The organism is Fusicatenibacter saccharivorans (genome assembly GCF_015557635.1).
GTDB lineage: Bacteria > Bacillota > Clostridia > Lachnospirales > Lachnospiraceae > Fusicatenibacter > Fusicatenibacter saccharivorans.
In genome coordinates this window covers 131,673-149,935 of record NZ_JADNOP010000001.1, presented here as the reverse complement: position 1 = coordinate 149,935, position 18,263 = coordinate 131,673, and the positions used below count along the sequence as shown (strand labels likewise).

Annotated in this window: 15 protein-coding genes; 13 read left to right on the top strand and 2 right to left on the bottom strand. The window is 49.3% G+C overall.

The annotated features are described in order from the left end of the window. Nucleotides 1-34: 34 nt before the first annotated feature. Both I2G42_RS00695 and I2G42_RS00690 read left to right on the top strand, forming a co-directional pair. Nucleotides 35-1,258 (top strand): M28 family metallopeptidase, encoded by a 1,224-nt coding sequence (locus tag I2G42_RS00695; protein ID WP_055227880.1) that lies wholly within the window; start codon nucleotides 35-37, stop codon nucleotides 1,256-1,258. Between the two features lie 78 nt (nucleotides 1,259-1,336). Further along, a complete protein-coding gene (locus I2G42_RS00690) occupies nucleotides 1,337-1,831 on the top strand; it encodes a GNAT family N-acetyltransferase (RefSeq protein ID WP_055227881.1) in 495 nt (164 codons plus the stop codon). Here the strand turns inward: I2G42_RS00690 and I2G42_RS00685 are convergent. After that, entirely contained in the window at nucleotides 1,800-2,687 is an 888-nt protein-coding gene (locus I2G42_RS00685; RefSeq protein WP_055227882.1) for a LysR family transcriptional regulator, read from the bottom strand. The genes I2G42_RS00690 and I2G42_RS00685 overlap by 32 nt on opposite strands. A 123-nt stretch (nucleotides 2,688-2,810) precedes the next feature. Between I2G42_RS00685 and I2G42_RS00680 the strand changes: the two genes are divergently transcribed. The 4 genes from I2G42_RS00680 (at nucleotide 2,811) to I2G42_RS00665 (ending at nucleotide 8,105) form a co-directional block, all read left to right on the top strand. Beyond that, the gene (locus I2G42_RS00680; RefSeq protein WP_055227883.1) at nucleotides 2,811-4,178 is read left to right on the top strand and encodes an MATE family efflux transporter; all 1,368 of its coding nucleotides are present in this window, start codon (nucleotides 2,811-2,813) and stop codon (nucleotides 4,176-4,178) included. Nucleotides 4,179-4,462: 284 nt separating this feature from the next. Continuing rightward, nucleotides 4,463-5,803 carry an MATE family efflux transporter gene (locus I2G42_RS00675; protein WP_070103223.1) on the top strand — a complete coding sequence of 447 codons (1,341 nt, stop codon included), beginning with the start codon at nucleotides 4,463-4,465 and terminating at the stop codon, nucleotides 5,801-5,803. Nucleotides 5,804-5,891: 88 nt separating this feature from the next. Next, entirely contained in the window at nucleotides 5,892-6,737 is an 846-nt protein-coding gene (locus tag I2G42_RS00670; RefSeq protein WP_055227885.1) for a S8 family peptidase, read from the top strand. A 165-nt stretch (nucleotides 6,738-6,902) separates the two neighbouring features. Beyond that, entirely contained in the window at nucleotides 6,903-8,105 is a 1,203-nt protein-coding gene (locus tag I2G42_RS00665) for an NADP-dependent isocitrate dehydrogenase (protein ID WP_195530621.1), read from the top strand. 99 nt (nucleotides 8,106-8,204) lie between these two features. On the opposite strand, the gene I2G42_RS00660 is transcribed toward I2G42_RS00665, so the two are convergent. Further along, a complete protein-coding gene (locus tag I2G42_RS00660; RefSeq protein ID WP_195530620.1) occupies nucleotides 8,205-10,130 on the bottom strand; it encodes an ABC-F family ATP-binding cassette domain-containing protein in 1,926 nt (641 codons plus the stop codon). A gap of 154 nt (nucleotides 10,131-10,284) precedes the next feature. Here I2G42_RS00660 and I2G42_RS00655 point away from each other — a divergent pair, with 154 nt between their 5' ends. From I2G42_RS00655 to I2G42_RS00625, 7 genes are all read left to right on the top strand, one after another. Beyond that, nucleotides 10,285-10,941: a redox-sensing transcriptional repressor Rex gene (locus I2G42_RS00655; protein WP_022462574.1), complete on the top strand. Its 657-nt coding sequence runs from the start codon at nucleotides 10,285-10,287 to the stop codon at nucleotides 10,939-10,941. Nucleotides 10,942-11,030: 89 nt separating this feature from the next. Continuing rightward, nucleotides 11,031-12,539, top strand: a complete 1,509-nt coding sequence (locus I2G42_RS00650; RefSeq protein ID WP_195530619.1) for an NAD(P)H-hydrate dehydratase — start codon at nucleotides 11,031-11,033, stop codon at nucleotides 12,537-12,539. Between the two features lie 192 nt (nucleotides 12,540-12,731). Next, nucleotides 12,732-13,079, top strand: coding sequence for a type II toxin-antitoxin system PemK/MazF family toxin (locus I2G42_RS00645; protein WP_022462572.1), 348 nt, complete (start codon nucleotides 12,732-12,734; stop codon nucleotides 13,077-13,079). A 137-nt stretch (nucleotides 13,080-13,216) separates the two neighbouring features. After that, complete coding sequence (locus I2G42_RS00640) at nucleotides 13,217-13,945, top strand: YebC/PmpR family DNA-binding transcriptional regulator (protein ID WP_022462571.1); 729 nt, start codon at nucleotides 13,217-13,219, stop codon at nucleotides 13,943-13,945. 83 nt (nucleotides 13,946-14,028) lie between these two features. After that, nucleotides 14,029-14,688: a ClpP family protease gene (locus I2G42_RS00635; RefSeq protein WP_022462570.1), complete on the top strand. Its 660-nt coding sequence runs from the start codon at nucleotides 14,029-14,031 to the stop codon at nucleotides 14,686-14,688. A 121-nt stretch (nucleotides 14,689-14,809) separates the two neighbouring features. Then, a complete protein-coding gene (locus tag I2G42_RS00630; RefSeq protein ID WP_022462569.1) occupies nucleotides 14,810-15,676 on the top strand; it encodes an undecaprenyl-diphosphate phosphatase in 867 nt (288 codons plus the stop codon). A gap of 24 nt (nucleotides 15,677-15,700) precedes the next feature. Then, nucleotides 15,701-18,241: an FtsK/SpoIIIE family DNA translocase gene (locus I2G42_RS00625; protein ID WP_082424934.1), complete on the top strand. Its 2,541-nt coding sequence runs from the start codon at nucleotides 15,701-15,703 to the stop codon at nucleotides 18,239-18,241. Nucleotides 18,242-18,263: the final 22 nt, after the last annotated feature.

The window sequence follows — 18,263 nt, the reverse complement described above, 5'->3', positions numbered from 1 at the left end:
GCTTGACTAAAGGAAGAAAGGGAAGGTAAATATAATGAAATTACAATCTATTTTTGACCAGACAGATTTTGTGCATGCAAGCGGCACAAAAGAAGAATTGCAGGTTGCAAATTATTTAAAGGAGCAGTGCGAGACATTAGGAGTCCCGGCAGAACTGGAAAGTTTCCGCGTTGCAATGGGCGAAATCGAAGAGGCACATTTGTATGCAGACGGGATGGGAATTCCATGCAAAGCGCTCACATGCTGCGGAAGCGGAAGCGTGGAAGGCGAACTCTACTATATGCCGGGAACCGATCCGGTTTCCGTTGCCGGTGCAAAAGATAAAATTGTGCTGATGGATACGCAGGGAATCGGATTTTTTGCGTACCAGGATTTGATGAAAGCAGGCGCGAAAGCGATTCTGTTCCAATATGGAAACAGCTATTACCCACATACAGACATTGATCAGAGAGATCTTCGGGAAGCCGTTGTCGGAGAGGAAAAGAAAGTGCTCTGCGCTATGATTCACTCCGCACAGGCAGTAGAACTTGTGAAAAATAAAGTAAAACAGATCCGTCTGGAAATCCGGCAGAAGGAATACGATGGAGAATCCCATAATGTGATTGCAGAATTGCCGGGAAAAAGAGAAGAATGGATCGTTTTAAGCGCGCATTATGATACGACATCGCTTTCGCATGGTGCATATGACAACATGAGCGGATGCGCAGGGCTTCTTGGAATCATGGAGCAGATGAAAGGGAAAGAGCTGAATTATGGTCTTCGGTTTGTATTCTGCGGAAGCGAAGAAAGAGGACTTTTAGGATCAAAAGCGTATGTCAGAGATCATGAAAAAGAACTGAGACAAACAGTACTGAACATCAATCTGGACATGATCGGAACGTATATGGGAAAATTTATCGCCTGTGTATCGGCAGAAGAAAAGCTTACCCATTACATCAGCTATATGGCTGCAGAAGTTGGATTTCCAATTGCGGCAGAAAACGGCGTCTATTCCAGTGATTCCACACCATTTGCCGATCATGGGGTTCCGGCTGTTTCGTTTGCGCGTATTGCCAACGGAAATGTCGCCCCGATTCACTGCCGCTACGATGTCAAAGATGTGATGTCGATGGAGCAGCTGCAAAAAGATATTGATTTCCTGACAGTATTTACCGGAAGATTCGCAAACGCAGCGGTCTGCCCGGTGGCAAGAGAAATACCGGAAACGATTCGGAAACAATTGGATGAATATTTGTTTCGCAAGAGAAAAGAAGCCTGATATACTTCGATCACGGATATGAGCAGCGAGACGAATTGCAAATAGGAAAAAGAACGACAGTGGCAGGAGAGAGAAACCATGAAAAAAATAGAACTGGTAGAAATCAGGCAGGTAAACGATGCCCTTGCAGAAATGGTTGCGCTGTTTCGAGTAGAACTGCGTTCCTATAAAGGAATTGCATCAAAACCGAACGTGGAAGACGGACGGGAAGAAATGAAGGAATACCTTTTAGCAGGATTTCCAGTGTTTGCCGCTACGGTGCATGGCGAATACGCAGGTTATGTTGTCTGTCGTATTGAGAGCGAGGTGGTGTGGGTGGAATCCATCTTTGTCAGAGAAGAGTACCGCCGGCAGGGAGTCGCTGCCGCACTGCATGGCAAGGCAGAAGAAATTGCAGCTTCTTATGGAAACGATACGGTTTACAACTATGTCCATCCCAATAACCACAGGATGATTGAATTTTTGAGAAAGCGTGGTTACACCGTTCTGAATCTAATTGAGATCCGTAAACCGTATCAGAATGAAAAACTGACGCAGACGATTACGGTTGGGGAACATGAATTTGATTATTGAGGGAGTCATTTTCATCCCACAATTCCAGAAAAGCCCGAAGTTCAGACGGAAGGCGCCCCTTGCGCCAGGCAAGCAGGATTTCGGTTGTAAGGTCTGCATCTGTGATGGTGCAGGCCTTTAATTTATGGGAAAGATTCAGCATGGAGGCCGGCAGAAGAGCGATGCCAAGGCCTTTTTCTGCCATTGTCATTGCCGTGCGGGCGTCCTCGCAGGTGAGATAGATATCGCAGAACAGACCTGCCTGCTCGAAAGCGGAGAGCATGTATTTCCGGTAGCGGTTCGACAGAATCAGCGGCTGCTCGGCAAGTTCTGTAAGCGAAAGGGTTTCACGCCCGGCAAAAAGCGGGTGAGAAGGGAGTGCCATGGCGGTGATGCTCTCTTTTAAAAGGGTCTTCGTCTCGCAGCCATTTAAAACGATTGGCGTGCGGAGCGTGGTGAGATCCACCATGTGATTTTCGAGCTGGTCTTTTAAAGCAAAGGTAGAACCTTCGTGGACATCGAAATGGATGTGCGGGTATTTCCAGGAAAATCGCAGGAGATAGTCGGCGAGCAGTGAAACGGTGGATGGCGTCATGCCGATGTGGAGTGTCGCAGACTGACTGGATTTTACGACTTCGCGCCTGGTGAGATCCGCAAACATCAGAAGCGTTCCTGCCTGTTCATACAGTGTTTTTCCTGCCTCGGTCAGAGTGATTTTCTTCGTGCCGCGGATGAGAAGAGGAACCTGAAGCTCTTCCTCCAGCATTTTGATCTGATAACTTAACGGCGGCTGTGTCATATGCAGCACCCGTGCCGCCCCGCTGATGGTTCCCGCATCCACGATGGCGCGGAAGTATTCGAGTTGTCGAAGTTCCATAAAAATCCTCCTGAAAAAAATATATAAAAATTATTTAATTTCAATATAAAAACAATAATTTACATATAGAATACGCCATGCTATACTGAAAAGCAAGTGAAAAAGAAGGGAATGAGGGAACAAATGAAACGAATTGATTTCGAACATGGAACCGTAACCGGAAACATCCTCGGGGCAGCGCTCCCGATGCTGGTTGCTCAGATTTTGAGTCTGCTGTACAATATTGTAGACCGCGTCTACATCGCGCGGATCCCGGAGGTAGGAACGGCGGCACTCGGTGCAGTCGGTCTGTGTTTTCCGCTGATCGTTATCATCACAGCATTCAGCAACTTGTTTGGAAGCGGCGGCGCTCCGCTGTTTTCGATTGAGCGTGGAAAGAATGATCAAAAAAAGGCGGAACGTATTATGAATACGTCGTATTCCATGGTATGTGTCTGTGCTGTCATACTGATGGTGATCGGCTTTTTGTTTGCCCGTCCACTGCTGTCGCTGTTCGGTGCATCGGCAGATGCGATGGTATACGCGTATCCTTATATGATGATTTATCTGATCGGAACTTTGCCGTCGATGGTGGCAACCGGCATGAACCCGTTCATCAACGCGCAGGGCTACTCGACCGTTGGCATGCTTTCCGTCACGATCGGAGCGGTCGCAAACCTGCTGCTTGACCCGCTGTTTATCTTTGTATTTGGCTTTGGTGTGCAGGGGGCTGCGATTGCAACTGTGATTTCCCAGACACTTTCCGCAGTGTTCGTTCTGTATTTCCTGACCCGAAAATCGGAACTGAAAGTGCGCTTTGTGCGGAAAGATGAAATTTCTGAGTGTGCAGGCTATGCGAAAAATATTGTCAGCCTCGGTACCGCGGGATTTATCATGCAGCTGACCAACAGCCTTGTCACGATCTGCTGCAACAACGTACTCTCTGTGACCGGCGGTGATATTTACATCTCTGTTATGACGATTGTATCGAGCGTGCGTCAGCTCGTCGAGACACCGATCTATGCAATGAATGAGGGAACTTCTCCGATTTTGAGCTATAATTACGGTGCACGCCGTCCGGCCCGCGTGCGCAAGGCGATGTGTGTCATGAGTGCGATGATCCTCGGCTATACCGCAGTGATGTGGAGCGTGATTGTTCTGGCGCCGCATGCGCTGATCGGTATTTTCAGTTCGGATGCGGTACTGACAGCAGATGCGGTTCCGGCTCTGAAGCAGTACTTTGCAGCATTCATTTTCATGGATCTGCAGTACATTGGACAGACCGTATTCAAATCTCTGAATAAAAAGAAACAGGCGATCTTTTTCTCTCTGCTCCGAAAAGTATTCATTGTTGTACCGCTCACCTATCTGATGCCGTACGTACTCCACATGGGAACGGACGGTGTCTTCCTTGCCGAACCGGTATCAAACGTAATCGGCGGAAGTCTCTGCTTTATCACCATGCTGATTCTGGTTCTGCCGGAATTGAAGCGAATGGAGCAGCAGAAGTAATAGTTTTGAAAAGCTTTTGAAAAAAGTACAGGAAGATATTTACCGAAATCGTTTCGGCAGATATCTTCCTGTTTTTGTTGCGATACATACGATAAAAAGGGTTAGATTCCCCTTTTTCGCTGCGCTGCATTCGAAGAGAGCTGCCGGTGGCAGTTTCTGCAGGTGAAAAAATTATAAAGTATAGCTAAAAACTATTTTGCTGTATCGAAGATAAGTATTTGATCTTTCCGGAAATTCACGCTACACTGGAAACAGCAAAAACAAAAGAACAGGAGAGGGTTTTTATGGAAGAAAACAAAATGGGAACGATCCCGGTCAGCCGTCTGGTGATTTCCATGGCGCTGCCGCTGATGCTGTCACTTCTGATTAATTCGCTTTACAACTTCGTGGATTCCGTGTTCGTTGCGCGGGTTTCTGAGGATGCACTGACGGCAATTTCCCTGGCGGCTCCGATGCAGCTCATTGTATCATCGCTCGGTCTTGGAAATGCGGTCGGCCTGAACGCCGTCATTTCCCGGGCACTTGGAGAAAAGAATCAGAAAAAGGTAAAAGATGCAGCGAGCGCCGCGCTTTTTCTTGCATTCTGCTCGTGGATTTTAAACAGTATTTTATGTATCGCATTTGCCCGGATCTATTTTGAAAGTCAGTCCGGCGGCAATGAAGCCATCGCAGCGTATGGCATCCAATACTTAAGTATCTGTATGATCGCGTCTCTCGGCCAGATGGGACAGTGGGTCTTTGACCGGTTTGTTATGGCAAGCGGAAAAGCGCACCTTTTTATTTTTACACTTTCCGCCGCATCGCTGACAAATCTGATTCTCGATCCGATCTTTATTTTCGGCTGGTTCGGCCTTCCGCGGATGGAGACGGCCGGAGCTGCGCTTGCAACCGTCATCGGTCAGTTTATGGGCTGCCTTGCCGGAATGGTAATCAATAAAAAGTGGAACCCGGAAATTCCGTTTGCTTTTACACTGAAACCGGACTGGGTGAGTGTGCGTGAGATTATAAAAGTCGGTTTTCCGTCCACGCTGGTACAGATCCTGACCTCGGTTGTCAATATGGCGATGAATGCGATTATTATTACCTTTTCTTCGACGGCAGTTGCTGCTTTTGGTGTGTGCACAAAGATTCAGAATATTACAACCGTCGGTGTTCACGGTATCACAAACGGTCTGATTCCGATTGTAGCGTACAATTACGGCGCAAAGCAAAAAGAAAGAATCCGTCAGTCGATCCGGTACGGCATTCTTTACGGCGGCGGACTGTTTCTTATCTTTTTTGCCGTGCTGGAATTCTGTCCTGGCGTTGTACTGAAACTTTTTGATGCCTCGGACAATCTGATGCGCATCGGAGTTCCGGCGCTCCGCATTCTGGCAGTGGCCTATCTGCTTTCGATTCCAGGCCTGATCTATCAGGCGGCGTTGCAGGGACTTTCCCTTGGAAAAGAAAGTATGTACATATCCATGACACGCCAGGCGATTCTGCCGCTGGTGTTTGCATTTCTTCTCAAAGGATTTGGAAACCTGAATCTGATATGGGGCGCCTTTGTCCTGGCTGAGCTCTGCGGCATCCCGCTTGCAGCAGCTCTCTGGAAACGGAAAGGGGAAAAGCAGATTCAGTTTTAAGTATAGAAAAGAAAAACAAAAAGGCTGTTCTTTGCGAAAGGCAGCCTTTTTTGCATACCATAAGATAAGAATACACAGGGGCTTATGGATGAAAGAGCAGGAAAATCTGACAGGAAAAGGAATTACAGCCGCCGTGCTGGATACAGGGATTTTTCCCCATATGGATTTTGACGGCCGGATTGTAGCCTTCCGGGATCTTGTGTACGGGCGGGAGACGCCTTACGATGACAATGGACACGGAACGCATGTCTGTGGTATCCTTGGCGGAAGTGGAAGAGCGTCCGGCGGAAAATACCAGGGTGCGGCACCGGGATGCCGGTTTGTCGTAGTGAAGATTCTGGACCGAAGGGGAAATGGAAGAAAGCAGGATATCCTCGCGGCGATTGACTGGGTGTGCAAAGAGCGAATAAGACTTAATATCCGCATTTTAAATATTTCAGTGGGAACAACAGAGCAGGAAAAAACGGTGGATGATCTGCTAGTACAGGCGGTGGAGCGCGCCTGGGATGACGGGATCACTGTTGTGACAGCGGCCGGAAATCTGGGGCCCGCTCCGGGCAGTATTACGGCGCCGGGGAGCAGCAGAAAAGTGATCACCGTGGGAGCGGGCGATCTGCTGGAGCCAAGAAGAGGAATCTCCGGATGCGGCCCGACACGGGACTGCGTCTGCAAACCGGATCTTGTCGCGCCTGGAAAACGTCTCATTTCCTGCGCGCCTGGAAGAAGCAGGAAGGAATATGTGGTGAAGAGCGGCACCTCGATGGCGGCACCGCGGGTGTCCGGAGCCGTGGCTTTGGCACTTGAACGGGTTCCGGATCTTACAAATGTCCAGGCGAAAATGCTGCTTTGCGAATCGGCGAGAGACCTTGGCCTTCCGCGCAACCGTCAGGGGCATGGGATGCTTCAAACAGACCGTTTTCTGTCTCTTCTGTGAGACACTGTGCGGCAGCATAAAAAAAGAAAAATGAAGGAAAACACCTCTCATCCTGCAAAAATTGTGTGAATTTATGGGAAAATGCCAAAAAATCAGGCGAATTTTGACTTGACAAGCTATAGGATACTTTATACAATAAACGGGAATAGAAAAAGGAGGCCTACTATGGAAAAAATTCAGATGACCACTCCTCTGGTAGAGATGGATGGAGATGAGATGACCAGAATTCTCTGGAAAATGATCAAAGATGAGCTGCTTCTTCCGTTTATTGACCTGAAAACGGAATATTACGATCTGGGACTGGAACACAGAAACGAGACGAACGATCAGGTAACCGTAGATTCCGCAAACGCTACCAAGAAATACGGTGTAGCAGTCAAATGTGCCACCATTACGCCGAATGCAGCGCGTATGACCGAGTACAATCTGAAAGAAATGTGGAAGAGCCCGAACGGAACGATCCGTGCCATGCTCGACGGAACCGTTTTCCGTACCCCGATTGTCGTAAAAGGCATCGAGCCGTGCGTGCGCAACTGGAAAAAACCGATCACGATTGCCCGTCATGCATACGGGGATGTCTATAAAAATGCAGAAATGCGCATTCCGGGACCGGGAAAAGCAGAGCTGGTTTATACGGCTGAGGACGGCACCGAGACAAGAGAGCTGATCCACAACTTCACCGGCGCCGGTGTCATTCAGGGCATGCACAATCTGGATAACTCCATAGAAAGCTTTGCGAGAAGCTGTTTCGAGTACGCACTGTCCACGAAACAGGATCTGTGGTTTGCAAGCAAGGATACGATTTCCAAGAAGTATGATCACCGCTTCAAGGATATCTTCCAGGAGATCTTCGATGCAGAGTACAAAGAGAAATTTGCAGAAGCAGGCATTACCTACTTCTACACTCTGATCGACGACGCCGTTGCCCGCATCATGAAAGCAGAGGGCGGCTTTATCTGGGCCTGCAAGAACTACGACGGCGATGTCATGAGCGACATGGTATCCTCCGCCTTCGGTTCCCTTGCGATGATGACTTCTGTTCTCGTATCCCCGCACGGATATTACGAGTACGAGGCTGCGCACGGAACCGTACAGCGCCACTATTACCGTCACTTAAAAGGTGAGGAGACATCCACCAACTCCGTGGCCACCATTTTTGCATGGACCGGCGCACTCAGAAAACGCGGGGAAATGGATGGAAACGCAGAACTTTCCGCATTTGCAGACCGTCTGGAAAAAGCAACGATCGCAACGATCGAGAGCGGAAAAATGACAAAAGACCTTGCGCTGATCACCACCATGGAAAATCCGACCGTATTAAACAGCCGTGATTTCGTCCTGGCCATCCGCGAGGAGCTGGAGAAATAATTAAACGAAGCAAAAAAGAAAGCCGATCCGGCATTCCCGCAAAAAGGGATGCACCGGACCGGCTTTTTCTGTTTTGAATTTTTCCGGGGAAAACCAGGCCTACTCGGCAAGCTCTTCCCATTTTTCATACAGCTCTTCGAGTTCCGCGGCAATCTCTGCTTTCTCTTTGCTTAATTTCACACACTCTGCCACATTCGTTGCGACTTCCGGTTTCGACATTTCCTCATCAATTTCCGAATCGCGTGTCTCAAGCTCTTCAATTCGTTTCTCCGTCTTTTTCAGCTCGTTCTCTTTCTTGCGGAGACGTGCCTGTTCTTCTTTCTGCGCTTTCCAGTCCAGCTTTGTGGAGGAGGCTTCGGAAGGAGCCGCTGTTTCTTCCGGAGCGGCGGCATCGGCAGCAGGAGCATAGATGCGGGTCAGCTCTTCTTTTTTCTCCAGATAGTAATCGTAATTTCCGATATAGTTGACGAGTGTCTGTCCCGTCAGCTCCAGAATCCGGGTTGCGGTCTGGTTAATAAAATAACGATCGTGGGAGACATACAGCACCGTTCCGGTGTAGTCCTTCAATGCATTTTCCAGAATCTCTTTAGAGACGATATCGAGGTGGTTGGTCGGCTCGTCGAGGATCAGGAAGTTGGCATTGGAGAGCATCAGCTTGGCAAGGGAAATTCGTCCGCGCTCACCGCCGCTCAGCGTGTGGATCGGCTGGAAAACATCGTCGTTTGTAAACAGGAAGGCGGCCAGCACATTTCGGATTTCGGTGTTTGTCAGATACGGATACGCGTCGGAAATCTCCTGGAAAATGGTCTTTTCCATGTGGAGCACCTGATGCTCCTGATCGTAGTAACCGATCTGTACACGGCTTCCAAGTGTAAAAGAGCCGGCATCCGGTCGGATGACTTCGTTTAAGATCTTTAAGATCGTCGTTTTTCCCGTTCCGTTGTTTCCGATGATTGCGACGCGCTCCCCGCGCTTGATTTCGAAATTCAGATCCTGGAAAAGCGTCTGTCCCGGGAAGGCTTTGGAGAGATGCTCGACGGTCAGCACATCGTTTCCGCTGGTGATGCGCGGCTCCAGACGGATCCGCATATCGGAGCGTACTTCCGTCGGTTTTTCGAGAACATCCATTTTGTCCAGCATCTTTTCACGGCTCTCGGCGCGCTTGATGGATTTTTCCCGGTTGAAGGATTTCAGCTTTGCGATGACTTCCTCCTGATGGTGGATTTCCTGCTGCTGGTTGACCCAGGCGTGGTAAGCGGCTTCACGGAGCATTGCTTTTTTCTGACTGTAGGCGGTATAGTTTCCCTCAAAAGTTGTTACTTTTTTATTGTCCACTTCAACGACTTTTGTGACAACGCGGTCGAGAAAGTAACGGTCATGGGAGACGATCAGGACGGCTCCGCTGTAATTTAAAAGATACGTTTCGAGCCAGGAGATCGAGTCCATATCGAGGTGGTTGGTCGGCTCGTCGAGCAGAATGATGTCCGGTTTGGTGAGCAGCAGTTTACCAAGTGCCACGCGGGTCTTCTGACCGCCGGAGAGGGAGTCCACCTGTTTTTCAAAATCGCTCTCGGAAAAGCCAAGACCTTTTAAAACACCGACGACTTCACTGCGGTACGCGTATCCGTTTTCCAGTTCAAAGGTATGGGAGAGGCGGGTGTAGGTGGAAAGAAGTTCATCCAGCTCTGCACCGGATTTTGTCTTCATATCACTTTCCATCTGACGGAGGCGTTCCTCCATATCGATCAGATTCTGTTTCGCGGTCAGCACTTCCTGGTAAATGGAAAGGTGTCCGGTCAGATCCTGATGCTGGGCGAGATAGCCCATCGTCTTTCCTTTGGAGAGGATGACCTCTCCCTCATCGGCCCTCATTTCGCCGATAATGATTTTTAACAGCGTCGATTTTCCGGCACCGTTGATGCCGACCAGTGCGGCTTTTTCGCGTTCTTCTATATGAAAAGATGCATTTTTGATAATTTCCGTTGTCCCGAATGCTTTCGAGATATTCTGACATGCAAGAATCATGTGGTTCCTCCAGATAACATATTTCTGTATTTTGACATAATACACCATCCTTATTATAGAGAGTAATACACAAAATTTCAAGAAATCTTTGACAATTTTCTATCAACCATATATAATATGAATATATGTAGGTGTAAATAAGGAGGAATTTATCTTGGAAGAAAAAGGAATTTCGCGGGCAGTTATCAAAAGACTTCCTAGATATTATCGTTACCTGGGCGAATTGCTGGAGGACGGAGTAGAACGGATCTCTTCCGGTGAGCTGAGCGAGCGGATGAAAGTGACAGCTTCCCAGATTCGCCAGGACTTAAATAATTTCGGCGGCTTCGGCCAGCAGGGGTATGGTTATAACGTGCGGTATCTGTACAGCGAGATTGGAAAAATCTTAGGTCTGGACAGAGTCCACAATATGATTTTTGTCGGAGCCGGAAATCTGGGACAGGCGCTTGCCAATTATGCGGCCTTTGAAAGAAGCGGATTCAAAACGGTCGGTATTTTTGACGTCAACCCGGTATTAAAAGGAATCTCCGTGCGCGGAATTGAAATCCGCATGGCGGACGAGCTTCCGGAATTTATCAAGGAACACCATGTAGAGATTGCGGCTTTGACACTGCCAAAAGCAAAAGCGGTAGAGATGGCAGAGATTCTCGTGGACAACGGTGTAAAAGCAATCTGGAATTTTGCACATACCGATCTAAACTTAAAACTTCCGAAAGATGTGATCGTCGAGAACGTCCATCTTTCCGAAAGTCTGATGCGTCTCTCCTACAATCTGACCAGATATGAGGCGGAGCATCCAAAGAACAATTAAGAAACCAAAACAAAAGCAGGAGAGTCTTCGGGAAACCGGAGACTTTTTCTGTTCACTTTCCGGATAAGGCAGGAAAAGGAGGAAAAGCGATGAAACGGATTCTTACAGCAGCACAGATGAAGCAGGCAGACCGCAATACGATCGAAACCATGGGGGTACCGTCCCTGGTACTGATGGAGCGCGCGGCGCTGTCCTGCGTGGAGGAGCTTCAAAATGGAACATGGGATACAGGAAAAGTCCTTGCTGTGTGCGGTCCCGGAAATAATGGAGGGGACGGTGCGGCAATTGCACGGATTTTAAAGACGAAAGGGGTGGATGCGGAACTGTTCTGTCTTGGAAATCCGGAAAAATACAGTGAAGGCATGAGAGCACAGAAGAAAATTGCGGAAAATTATGGGGTCCGTGAGGTTAAGAATCCGGATTTCCGGGAATATACTGTTATCATAGATGCCATCTTTGGAATTGGCGTATCCCGTCCGCTGGCAGGGGAGTACCGGAGGGCAGTGGAAGCAATCTGCGCAAGCGGTGTTCCTGTTCTTGCCGTGGACATCCCTTCGGGGATCCACACGGATACCGGAGAGGTCCTTGATGCGGCGGTGAAAGCCAGAGCCACGGTGACATTTGCCTGTGCAAAGCCAGGGCTTCTTTTTGATCCTGGAAAACGATATGCTGGAGAGGTCCTGGTCCGTGATATCGGAATCGGCTTTGATGCAGGAGAAGAGGAGACGCCCTGGTACGGTTCAGTGGAAAAAGAAGATCTGGACCGGTTTCTTACCCGCACGCCGATGGGAAATAAGGGAACCTTCGGAAAGGTGCTGGTACTTGCCGGTTCCGGTGCCATGTGCGGAGCCGCTGTTTTGTGTGCCAGGGCAGTCCTTGCATCCGGTGCCGGCATGGTAAAGGTTGTGACAGAGGAAAGAAACCGTACGCCGCTTTTCTGTGCCCTGCCGGAAGCAATGGCGGATTTCTGGAAGGAGGATGAGCCGCTTCCGGAAGAAGCCCTGCTGCAGGATCTCGCCTGGGCGGACGCTGTTGTTGCGGGACCGGGACTTTCCAAAAGCCGGACGGCAAAAGAACTGCTCGTTTTTACGGTGCAGCACACAGAAGTTCCTCTTGTTCTGGATGCAGATGCGCTGAATCTGATTGCAGAAGATGCAGAGATTCTTTCGGGCTGCCGGGCAGAAAAAATTTTAACGCCTCATGTAGGAGAGCTTGCACGGCTGCTGCACATGACCATTGCAGAATGCCAGCGTGACCCGGCAGGAAGCGCCGGAAAGGCAGCCGAAAAATACCAGGCCTGCTGTGTACGAAAGGATTCCGTAACCGTGACAGCAGAGGAAGGGCGTGAGCAGTATTACATAAACACAAGCGGAAGCAGTGCGCTTGCGACGGCGGGAAGCGGCGATGTGCTCGCGGGAATCACAGGCGCCTTTGCAGCAAAACGTCAGTGTGAAAAAAATGAGAAAAAAATCAGCCTTGCCAAAACAGCGGCACTGGCGGCATATGCGCATGGAAAGGCGGGAGAGGCTGCGGAAGAAAAAAGCAGTGCTTCCTATGTAACAGCATCCGAGATTATCAGAGGATTGCAGTCAATCTGAGCAAAGCAGATCAGAATCACGGGTTCTCAAAAGGACTCCGGGCGGACTTTTTTGAAGTGCCGGATGAAATTTGTGAATACCTCCGGAAAAACAGGCAATATTAAATACATGGAAACGATTTTAAAAGGCGTAAAACGCCGGATCGTTATCGTATGGGAAAGCAAAACGGAAAGAATCGGAGAGTGAGCACAAGTGGTAATCAAGCGTGGCGATGTATATTATGCCGACCTGCGGCCCGTTGTGGGAAGTGAGCAGGGCGGTGTCCGTCCGGTGCTGATCATTCAGAATGACATCGGCAACCGGCACAGTCCGACGGTGATCTGTGCGGCGATTACATCGAGGATGAATAAGGCGAAGCTGCCGACACACATTGAGATCGAAGCGTCCGCCTATGGGATTGTACGGGATTCTGTTATTTTACTGGAACAGCTTCGGACGATCGATAAGAGAAGGCTGAAAGATAAAATCTGTCATCTGACGCCGGAACAGCTGGCCCTTGTGAACGAAGCACTGAAAATCAGCCTGGATCTGCCTACATAAGGGGTATTTTTGGCGCGGTTCACGGTTGACGAATGAGAAAGATCGTGCTATATTCTATATTATATGGGCTTCTGCCGTTTTTCGGGGAAACCTTTTTACAGAAAAGCAATACTTTAAATAAAGGAGACAAAAGAGGTATGTCAGGACATTCAAAATTTGCCAATATTAAGCATAAGAAAGAAAAAAACGACGCAAAAAAAGGTAAAATCTTTACCATCATCGGCCGTGAGATCGTAATCGCTGTCAAAGAGGGCGGACCGGATCCGGCAAACAACAGCAAGCTGCGTGACGTTATCGCAAAAGCAAAAGCAAACAACATGCCGAACGATACCATCGACCGCGGTATTAAAAAAGCTGCCGGAGATGCAAACGCAGACAACTACGAGCGTATCACCTACGAAGGTTATGGCCCGAATGGTATCGCGATCATCGTAGAGACTCTGACCGACAACAAGAACCGTACCGCAGCAAACGTAAGAAGCGCTTTCACCAAAGGAAACGGAAGCGTTGGAACACCGGGATGCGTATCCTACATGTTCGACAAAAAAGGCCAGATCATCATCGACAAAGAAGAGTGCGAAATGGATGCTGACGATCTGATGATGCTTGCTCTGGATGCAGGCGCAGAAGACTTCGCAGACGAAGAGGACAGCTACGAAATCATCACCGATCCGGATGACTTCTCCGCAGTACGTGAGGCTCTGGAGAAAGACGGTATCGCCATGGCAGAGGCAGACGTTACCATGATCCCACAGACCTACGTAGAGCTGACCGATCCGCAGGCATTAAAAGACCTGAACCGTACCCTGGATCTGCTGGATGACGACGACGACGTACAGTACGTATACACCAACCTGGACGAGTAATTTCACTGGAAATTACATAGAATCATAAGAATCTGCGCATACTGATGAAGCTATTTTGGAATAGCAGAAAAGAGGAAATCCGTATGGCAGAATCACAGAAAAACCAGACAGAAAAAGAAAATATTGTAGAACTGAAGACCAACATTTATCTGCTGTCCATCATCGGCGAGGTGGAGGGGCATGAATCACTCGGCGAGCGCACGAAAGCGACGCGCTATGAGCACATTCTCCCTGCTCTTGCCCGTGCCGAGGAGGACAAAAGTATTGATGGTCTTCTGATTCTCCTGAATACCGTAGGCGGAGATGTGGAGGCCGGTCTTGCAATTGCAGAGATGATTGCGTCCATGCGAAAGCCTGCGGTATCGCTCGTTTTAGGGGGCGGTCATTCGATCGGTGTCCCGCTCGCCGTTGCAGCAGACTATTCGCTGATCGTGCCGAGTGCCACCATGGTCATTCATCCGGTGCGTACAAACGGCATGTTCATCGGTGTTGCACAGACGTACCGTAATATGGAAAAGACGCAGGATCGGATCACAGGTTTTGTATCGGCCCATTCTAAAATCACCAAGGAACGGCTCGAGGAGCTGATGCTCGATACGAAAATGCTGGTCAAGGATGTCGGAACAATGCTGGACGGCCCGCAGGCAGTGGAAGAAGGTCTGATCGACGAGGTCGGCGGCATTGCCCGCGCGCTCGAAAAGCTGAATGAGCTGATGAAAAAGGCAGCAGGGACAGAAAATTGACTTCACGGCGCGGCTTGTGTTTCAGGGGATTTTGTGTTAGAATGAGTTCGCTGTGAAAATTCGAACGGAAGTTTTGTCCGGACTTTCACAAAAGAGAAAAATAAGGGAACAGGATAAAAAAATGACAGTAATAGAAGCTTTATTTCTGGGCCTGATCCAAGGAATCACGGAATTCCTGCCGATCAGCAGCTCCGCACATCTGATTATCTTCCGTCATTTTATGAAGATCGAAGATACGCAGACGGTGTTTTTCAATGTGCTTTTGCACTTTGGCTCCATGATTGCAATTCTGCTCACATTTTCGAAGGAATGGAAACGTCTCTTCCTCGCGCTGTGCGGAATCATAATCGATCTGTTTCATAATTTAAAGGAACACTTTTCCAGTCAGCATCAGGAGAGAAAGCAGTACCGGAAGGTACTCGGCAGCAACTACCGTATGCTTGCTTTCCTGCTGATTCTGACCACCATCCCGACTGCTGTAATCGGCGGCATGATTCAGAGCCTTGTCACACTGACCTCCTCGAATCTGCTGGCACCTGGCGTTGGTCTGTATCTGACGGCGATTCTGCTTGTGGTGGCAGATATGCTTCCGGAGGGAGAAAAAACGCAGAAAAATTTGAAGCCGAAAGATGCACTGATTGCCGGATTCTTCCAAGGCTTTTCCACGATTCCGGGTCTTTCCCGTCTTGGTTCGACTATTTCTGCGTGTGTGATCGGCGGCATGACCCGTTCGTACGCTGTGAAATACTCTCTGATTGTGAGTGTTCCGGCGATTATCGGGGCAACGATCGTTGAAATTGCGACCATGGGAAAAAATAAAATTGTTTTTCATCCGGTATATCTGGTCGGCGTTTTCATGGCGGCACTTGCCGGTTACTTTACGATCCGCATTCTGATGCGTGTGGTGAAAAAACGGAAACTGAAATATTTTGCTTTGTACTGTCTTCTTGTCGGGACATTCTCCATTGCAGGATATTTTCTGCTGTAATACGAGAAAGGGGAGAAGTTCTGCATGGCAAATACAACAAAGGGAAGCGGGAAGACAAAGAAAAAAACTTCTGCTTCCGGGACAGCAAAAAAGAAACAGACCCAAACAACGGCCAGAAAAACAACGGTGAAAAAGAGCAGTACCGCAAAACGTACCTCCGGCACAAGGAAAAACACAGTCCGTGAGCCGATGGACGAGGGAGTGCGCGCAGAAATTATTCTGCTTTCCGTGCTTGCTGTTTCGATTCTGCTGATGCTCAGTAATTTCGGTATGGGCGGCGTGATCGGACAGGCTGTCTGCGACTTCTTTTTCGGCCTTTTCGGCGTGACAGAGTGGGCAGCACCGGTTCTGATCTTCTTTGGAACAGCATTTTACATAGCAAACAGACAGAACTTTTTAATTGTGCGGAAAACCGGGGGAGCGATCAGCTGTTTCGTCTTTTTCTGCGCTTTTATGCAGCTTCTGGCGTCCGGCTATACGAGAGATACGACATTTCTGGATTACTATTTTGACAGCGCCTACGATCATCTCGGCGGAGGAATCTTAGGAGGGTCTGTCGTGAAAATTCTCGGCATGGGATTCGGCCAGATCGGCGCGTGGGTGATTATTGTGATCGCCATCGTGATTTCCGTGATCGTGATGACGCAGAAGCCGATTCTCGCGCCGATCCATGAAAAGACGAATGACCACCGCCGGATGGCGGAGGAGCGCCGCCAGGAGCGTCTGGCGCGCCAAGCTGCGATGGAGGAAGAGGAAGGAAAAGAGCTGATTCTTGAGCCAGTGGAGGAACCGAAAAAAGCCGGGAAGAAAAAGAAATCCCGCCTTCTTTCTCATGTGGAATCGAAGGCTGATTTAAACGAAAACGACGATACCCATCAGATGGAGATGCCGGAGCTTTCGATTCACCGTGGTTCTGTGCCGGCTGAAGAGCCGGAAAAGACAGGACCGGAGATGACACGGCAAGCTGCAGAAGAGGCGAAAAAAGAGAAAACGTCTGCGGATCATACGAGAAATCCGCGGTCTTCCTGTGAAGAGATCGAGGCGGATATAGACGGCATTCGTCAGGAAATCGGGAAAAAAGCAGAGGAAAAGCGGCCGGAGTACAAAACACCGCCGATGAATCTTCTGAAAAAAGGGATGCGCGGTGCCATGGGCGATTCCGATGCGCATTTGCGGGAAGTAGCGCGGAAACTGGAGGAGACGCTGGACAGCTTCGGTGTCAAAGTTACAGTCAATAACGTAAGCTGCGGACCGACCGTCACACGGTATGAGCTGATGCCGGAACAGGGCGTGAAAGTAAGCCGGATTGTCGGATTGACCGACGATATCAAGCTGAGTCTTGCAGCAGCAGATGTCCGCATTGAGGCACCGATCCCGGGAAAATCCGCAGTCGGAATCGAGGTTCCAAATAAGACGAACACGGCCGTGATGCTGCGTGATCTTCTTGAAACACCGGAGTTTAAGAACTTTTCTTCGAATCTGGCCTTTGCTGTCGGAAAAGACATCGCCGGTCAGCCGGTCATCGCAGATATCGCGAAAATGCCTCATCTTCTGATCGCCGGTGCGACCGGTTCCGGTAAATCGGTCTGCATCAACACACTGATTATGAGTATTATTTATAAGGCAAAACCGGAAGACGTCAAACTGATCATGATCGACCCGAAGGTCGTTGAGCTTTCTGTTTATAACGGCATTCCGCACCTTTTTATTCCTGTTGTCACAGACCCGAAAAAGGCTTCCGGAGCTCTGAACTGGGCGGTTGCGGAGATGACAGACCGTTATAACAAATTTGCGGAATTCAACGTGCGCGATATGAAAGGCTACAATGCAAAAGTTGCCGAGCTGCCGCCGGATGAAAACGGCAAAAAACCGGAAAAACTGCCGCAGATCGTCATTATCGTGGATGAGCTTGCCGACCTGATGATGGTTGCGCCGGGAGAAGTGGAGGATGCGATCTGCCGTCTGGCACAGCTTGCCCGTGCGGCCGGCATCCATCTGATTATTGCAACACAGAGACCTTCCGTCAATGTCATCACTGGTCTTATCAAGGCAAATATGCCGTCCCGTATTGCATTCTCGGTTTCTTCCAGCGTAGATTCCCGTACGATCCTCGACATGGGAGGTGCGGAAAAACTGCTTGGAAAAGGCGATATGCTCTACAAGCCGCAGGATTACCAGAAACCGGCCCGTCTGCAGGGATCCTTTGTTTCGGATAAAGAGGTCAGCGATGTCGTTGCCTACTTAAAAGATCACTACGGCGAGAACGCTTATGATCCGGATATCGAAAAACGGATTCACACCGTAAGCCTGGATGGCGGTTCTGCCGCAGGCGGCGGAGATAACCGCGATAATTACTTCGTGGAAGCCGGAAAATTTATCATCGAAAAAGATAAGGCATCGATCGGCATGCTCCAGAGAGTGCTGAAAATCGGTTTCAACCGCGCGGCCAGAATCATGGACCAGCTCGCGGATGCCGGTGTCGTAGGACCGGAGGAAGGAACCAAGCCGAGAAAAGTTCTGATGTCCATGGAACAGTTCGAAAATTATCTGGAGGAACACGGATGATGGGAAAAGACGTTGTCCGTTG

Bases quoted from the DNA above. Each gene is read 5' to 3' on its own strand.
- I2G42_RS00695 (WP_055227880.1), top strand. From the start codon at position 35: ATGAAATTACAATCTATTTTTGACCAGACAGATTTTGTGCATGCAAGC.
- I2G42_RS00690 (WP_055227881.1), top strand. From the start codon at position 1,337: ATGAAAAAAATAGAACTGGTAGAAATCAGGCAGGTAAACGATGCCCTT.
- I2G42_RS00685 (WP_055227882.1), bottom strand. From the start codon at position 2,687: ATGGAACTTCGACAACTCGAATACTTCCGCGCCATCGTGGATGCGGGA.
- I2G42_RS00680 (WP_055227883.1), top strand. From the start codon at position 2,811: ATGAAACGAATTGATTTCGAACATGGAACCGTAACCGGAAACATCCTC.
- I2G42_RS00675 (WP_070103223.1), top strand. From the start codon at position 4,463: ATGGAAGAAAACAAAATGGGAACGATCCCGGTCAGCCGTCTGGTGATT.
- I2G42_RS00670 (WP_055227885.1), top strand. From the start codon at position 5,892: ATGAAAGAGCAGGAAAATCTGACAGGAAAAGGAATTACAGCCGCCGTG.
- I2G42_RS00665 (WP_195530621.1), top strand. From the start codon at position 6,903: ATGGAAAAAATTCAGATGACCACTCCTCTGGTAGAGATGGATGGAGAT.
- I2G42_RS00660 (WP_195530620.1), bottom strand. From the start codon at position 10,130: ATGATTCTTGCATGTCAGAATATCTCGAAAGCATTCGGGACAACGGAA.
- I2G42_RS00650 (WP_195530619.1), top strand. From the start codon at position 11,031: ATGAAACGGATTCTTACAGCAGCACAGATGAAGCAGGCAGACCGCAAT.
- I2G42_RS00640 (WP_022462571.1), top strand. From the start codon at position 13,217: ATGTCAGGACATTCAAAATTTGCCAATATTAAGCATAAGAAAGAAAAA.
- I2G42_RS00635 (WP_022462570.1), top strand. From the start codon at position 14,029: ATGGCAGAATCACAGAAAAACCAGACAGAAAAAGAAAATATTGTAGAA.
- I2G42_RS00630 (WP_022462569.1), top strand. From the start codon at position 14,810: ATGACAGTAATAGAAGCTTTATTTCTGGGCCTGATCCAAGGAATCACG.
- I2G42_RS00625 (WP_082424934.1), top strand. From the start codon at position 15,701: ATGGCAAATACAACAAAGGGAAGCGGGAAGACAAAGAAAAAAACTTCT.